Source organism: Streptomyces sp. NPDC004788 (assembly GCF_053601115.1).
Genome location: NZ_JBSGBF010000185.1, coordinates 1 through 4,872, shown reverse-complemented (window position 1 = coordinate 4,872; position 4,872 = coordinate 1). Strand labels below are relative to the sequence as shown.

The window sequence follows — 4,872 nt, the reverse complement described above, 5'->3', positions numbered from 1 at the left end:
GCCCCGCGGGGCGGCGCCGCCCCGCACCTGGGCGGCCCGCCGCGCCCCGCGCCGGGCCGCGCGGGGGGGGGGCCCTGCCCCCCCCCCCCCCCGCTCGTACGACCCGCGCCCGCCCTACCAGACGACGGGCAGCCGGAGGATTCCCTGGACCGAGCCGCCCGGCTTGGTGCCGAGCCGCTCCACGGGTTCGGCGAGGCGCAGCCCCGGGAGGCGTACGGCCAGTTCGTACAGGGCGATCTCCAGCTCGGCGCGGGCCAGGTTCTGCCCGATGCACTGGTGGATGCCGTACCCGAAGGCGAGGTGTCCACGGGCGCGGCGCCCGAGGTCGAGTCGGTCGGGCTCGGGGAAGACCTCCGGTGCCCGGTTGGCGGCCGCGTTCGGCAGATAGACCGCGTCGCCCTCCCGGATCACCTGCCCGGCGATCTCGATGTCCGCGGCGGCGACGCGCTGGAGCTCGTCGGCGACCGACAGGAACCGCAGCAGCTCCTCGACGGCGTCGCTCGCACCGCTCTCGTCGGCACGGAGCCGGTCGAGCTCCTCGGGGTGTTCGAGCAGGGTGAGGATGCTCAGCGCGATCATGTTGGCGGTGGTCTCGTGGCCGGCGACCAGCAGGAACATGGCGATGGAGGCCAGTTCCGCCCTGCTCAGCTCCCCGGTCGCCAGCCGGTCGGTGATCAGCTCTCCGAGCAATCCGTCCCCGGGCTCGGCCACCTGGCCCTCGATCAGCTCCTCGAAGTACCGGACGAGCGCGCCGGCGGCCACGGCGGCCTCCTGCGCGGTACTGGTGGCGTGGAGCATCCGGCGGGTCTGCTCCTCGAAGAACTCGTGGTCCGTGTACGGCACTCCGAGGAGTGCGCAGATGACGGTGGACGGCACCGGCAGCGCGAACTCCGGAACCAGGTCGGCCTCCCGGCGCCCGCCGGCGAGCAGCGCGTCGACCCGTTCCGAGACGGTCCGCCGGATGGCCGGGCGCAGGGCGTTGACGCGCTTCACGGTGAAGCTCGGGATGAGCATGCGGCGCTGCACGCCGTGCTCGGGCGGGTCCATCCCGACGAGCGCGACGAGCTTGGCGGCGGACATCCGGGGCACGAGCACGGGAAAGTCCGGACGGGACCGGTCGGAGGACAGCCGTGGATCGACGAGCAGCTGCCGGGTCTCGGCGTATCCGGTGACGGCCCAGGCGGTACGCCCGTCGTACAACCGGACCCGGGCGAGCGGCCCGTCCTGACGCAGTGCGTCGTAGCCGGCGGGCGGGTGGTACGGGCACTGGCGGGACATGGGGAACGCGGGCAGCATGGGGCCCCCTGGTTTCCGGGACGGCGGACGACAGGACGCCCGCGAGGACGCGCCATCCTCCGCACCCCCGTTAAAGCCCTTCTAAAGGAAGCGTCACGCGTGCCGGTTCGCAGGCTGGTTCGCAGTTCCCAGGCCGCGGACGCCCCGGCCGGCCGGGGGCAACCCGGCGTGACGCCTCGATGCCTTACAGTGCATGAGCGTGATCAAACATTCTTTCGGGCGCGGGCCCGTACTCGGACTGGCGGTCATGATGCTGGCCGCGTTCCTCGTGTGGGGGCAGGCCGGCTCGGCGCAAGCCGCGTACACCGACTGCCCGGCCAAGACGTTCTGTCTCTACACGCAGACCGGCGGCAACGGCGAGATGGTCTCCTTCTCGCCCCAGGACGGTCCCGTGCTCGACTACGGCACCGTCGAGACGCTGAAGGACAAGACCTTCCGGTCGTTCCGCAACAACACCACCTCCTGGACCTGCCTCTACGACGACCCCGGCTACGGCGGGACGGACATCCAGGCCGTCCTTCCCGAGCACACCGGCGGCGATCTGGCCCTGGGCGCCGACGGTCTGCCCAAGGTGACCGTGGGCTCCCACAAGTTCGCCGCGTCGAAGTCGCTCTGCCGAACCGGGTTCGAGCGCTGCAAGGCCACGTGGGTGTGCATCTTCCAGGGCCCCAGCGGGCGCGGCGTCGCGGGCGTGACCTCCCAGCCCGACAAGACCCTCGGCAGCGGTGTCGAGGGCAACTCCGACTACGGCGTGAGCTGGGACGACAAGATCGTGTCCGTCGCGAACCGGTCGAACAGCGTCGCCTGCTTCTATCCGCTGCCCGACTACAAGGGAACGTGGCAGGACGGCGGTGCGGCGTATCGCGCGTACGTCGTCCTGCCCGGCGAGGAGACCACCCTGCCCCGCGTCTACCAGGCGTCGATCAGCTCCCACAAGCTCGCCGACGCGGAATCGAAGTGCTGAGGATGAAGACGACCACGAGGTCCACCGAACGTGCCCGCATGCGCCGCCTCGCGGCCCTGCCCGCCGCCCTGGCGATGCTGGCCCTGACCCAGAGCGCGGCGGCAGCCGTCGACGACCCCACCACGAACGGCGTCCCATCGGTCCTGGACGGCCTGACACCCCACCACATTCCGGTGGCGGACGGAGTCGAGCGGACCACCTACTCCAGCGAGTCCTCCGACATCGTCGTCCGCGTGGCGGTCATCGACCCGGACCTCGGCGCGGTCTCGCTGGGCAGCACGGTGGGCGCCGGGGCGAGCGTGCGGGAACCCGTCACCAAGATGCTGGGCACCGTCGGCACCACCACGAAGAACGCGCCCTACCTCGGTGTCAACGGCGGGTACTCCGTCTCCACCAAGGACCAGGACGACGCGACCGGCAAGAACATCTCCGAGGAGCGGTCCGTCCCGATGGTGACCTCCGTCCAGGAGGACGTCGTGCAGGGCGCCGCCTGCCTGGACGGGCAGAACTCCGTCGTCATCCAGCACGACCGGCCCCACTTCACCAGCATCACGACCCGGCTCACGCTCACGTCCGACAGGAACACCGCGGACACCGCCGACGACCCGACCGCCTGGACGATCGACGGCGTCAACCGGTATCCGGGCTGGATCCCGTTCTGCCGGCAGGAGAGCACCGACCACGTCCTCCCCCACCAGACGGACGAGAACGGCGACGTCTACTACGTCGACCAGTACGGCCGCAAGATCAACAGCGGCCCCTACTACGAGGACGAGAGCGAGATCGTCGTCTTCACCTCCGCCTACGGTCAGAAGACGCCGACGCCCCGGCACACCCCGTTCGTGGCGGCGGACGACGCCGACGGCGTCGAGGTCGCCGTCGACGCCTCGGGCCACGTCGTAGAGGTGAAGTCCCCGCGCGGCGGGATGGACGTGCCTCCCAACGGCATGGTGCTGCAAGGCATCGGCGACCAGGCCGGCGGCGGCGCACGATGGCTCAGGGACAACGCCGTGGAGGGCGCGAAGCTCACCTACACGCAGCAGGTCACCGACCTCGGCGTCGTCGACGACCCGACCGACGACCAGGTCGTCGCCCTCGACCCCGCGCATCCCTCCCTCGACGTCGTCAACGGCACCCACGCGCTGCTGCGGAACGCGAGGATCGTGACCACACCGTCCGCCAACACCGCGCTGGACCCGCGCACCGCGATCGGTGCCGACGGCTACGGGCGTACGATCCTGGTCAACGTCTCGGCCGCCACCGACGGCGTGCGCCTCGGCGTGCCGATCTACGACCTCGCGAAGATCATGGAGGATCTCGGCGCCGTCGACGCCCTCAACCTGGACGGCGGCGGTTCCTCCACGTTCGTCGTCGACGGGCAGGTGAAGAACGTGCTTTCCGACGCGGGCGGCGTCGAACGTCCCGTCTACGACAGCGTCTACGCCGGGCGGGCCGGGCACGCCCTGCCGTCCACCGGCTGACCGCTCCCGTGCGCGCTGTCGCTCTGCGCCCTCGCCCTCGCCCTCGCCCGGAGCAACAGCGCGCACGCGATCTGCTCGTCACGTCCCGCGGCTGCTCTTCACCATCTCCGGGCGCCGTTCTCTGTTCCTGATCTTCCCCGGGCTCGCGATCTTCATTACCGTGCATGCGTCCAACCTCTTCGGGGACGGCGTGCGTGACGCGCTCGCCCCGGAGGGCTCGCGCTGACCGTACGCCGCTCCCCCGCAAGACCAGCCCCTGCCGCTGTCGACAGGAGGCGAATCCCCCAACGGCGGACCACCACAAGCGGATCCGCCACTACTTCGGAGGTTGCTCGTCATGACTTTGGACAGATCCCAGAGGCGCAGAGTCGCCGCGGGTGCGCTGCTCGCGGCGGCCACGATGGTCGTCACCACCGCCTGTGGCGGCGGCAGCGGCGGCGACAAGGGCAAGGACAGTGCGCCCGGCTTCAACGCCGCGGTGAACAAGGTCGCCAGCGCCTCCGCCAAGAAGGGCGGCGAGCTGAAGTTCATCGGTGCGCAGGAGGCCGACAGCTGGGACCCGCAGCGCGGTTACTACACCTTCATGTGGAACTTCTCCCGTTACTACGCGCGCCAGTTGGTCACCTTCAAGCCCGTCCCCGGCGCCGGGTCCACCGAGCCGGTCCCGGACCTCGCCACCGACACCGGCAAGGTCTCGGCCGACGGCCTGACCTACACCTTCACGCTGAAGGACGGGGTCACCTGGGAGGACGGCAAGCCGATCACGTCCAAGGACGTCAAGTACGGCATCGAGCGCATCTGGGCGCAGGACGTCATCTCCGGCGGGCCGGTCTACCTGCAGCGAGCCCTCGACCCCAAGGGTGAGTACAAGGGTCCGTACAAGGACACCGCCCCGGACAGGCTCGGCCTTGCGGCCATCCAGACGCCGGACGACAAGACCATCGTCTTCAAGCTGCCGGTCGCGAACGGTGACTTCCTGCAGATGCTGGCCATGCCGACCGCGTCCCCGGTCCGCCAGGACAAGGACACCAAGGCCCAGTACGGCCTGCACCCGTTCTCCTCGGGCCCGTACAAGTGGGACTCGTACACCCCGAACAAGTCGCTGAAGCTGGTCCGCAACGACAAGTGGGA

Annotated in this window: 4 protein-coding genes and 1 pseudogene; 4 read left to right on the top strand and 1 reads right to left on the bottom strand. The window is 70.4% G+C overall.

Annotated features, from left to right (window positions below):
• Positions 1-114: 114 nt before the first annotated feature.
• Positions 115-1,296, bottom strand: coding sequence for a cytochrome P450 (locus tag ACWEJX_RS37335; protein WP_451611856.1), 1,182 nt, complete (start codon positions 1,294-1,296; stop codon positions 115-117).
• A gap of 199 nt (positions 1,297-1,495) precedes the next feature.
• On the opposite strand from ACWEJX_RS37335, the gene ACWEJX_RS37330 reads away from it, so the two are divergent.
• The 4 genes and pseudogenes from ACWEJX_RS37330 to ACWEJX_RS37315 form a co-directional block, all read left to right on the top strand.
• Positions 1,496-2,260, top strand: coding sequence for a peptidase inhibitor family I36 protein (locus ACWEJX_RS37330; RefSeq protein WP_451611855.1), 765 nt, complete (start codon positions 1,496-1,498; stop codon positions 2,258-2,260).
• Positions 2,261-2,262: 2 nt separating this feature from the next.
• Positions 2,263-3,741 carry a phosphodiester glycosidase family protein gene (locus ACWEJX_RS37325; protein WP_451611854.1) on the top strand — a complete coding sequence of 493 codons (1,479 nt, stop codon included), beginning with the start codon at positions 2,263-2,265 and terminating at the stop codon, positions 3,739-3,741.
• Positions 3,742-3,862: 121 nt separating this feature from the next.
• Positions 3,863-3,967 (top strand): annotated as a pseudogene (locus ACWEJX_RS37320) (ABC transporter permease); the annotation flags it as partial.
• A 111-nt stretch (positions 3,968-4,078) separates the two neighbouring features.
• A partial coding sequence (locus ACWEJX_RS37315; protein WP_451611853.1) for an ABC transporter substrate-binding protein occupies positions 4,079-4,872 on the top strand: 794 nt, incomplete at its 3' end.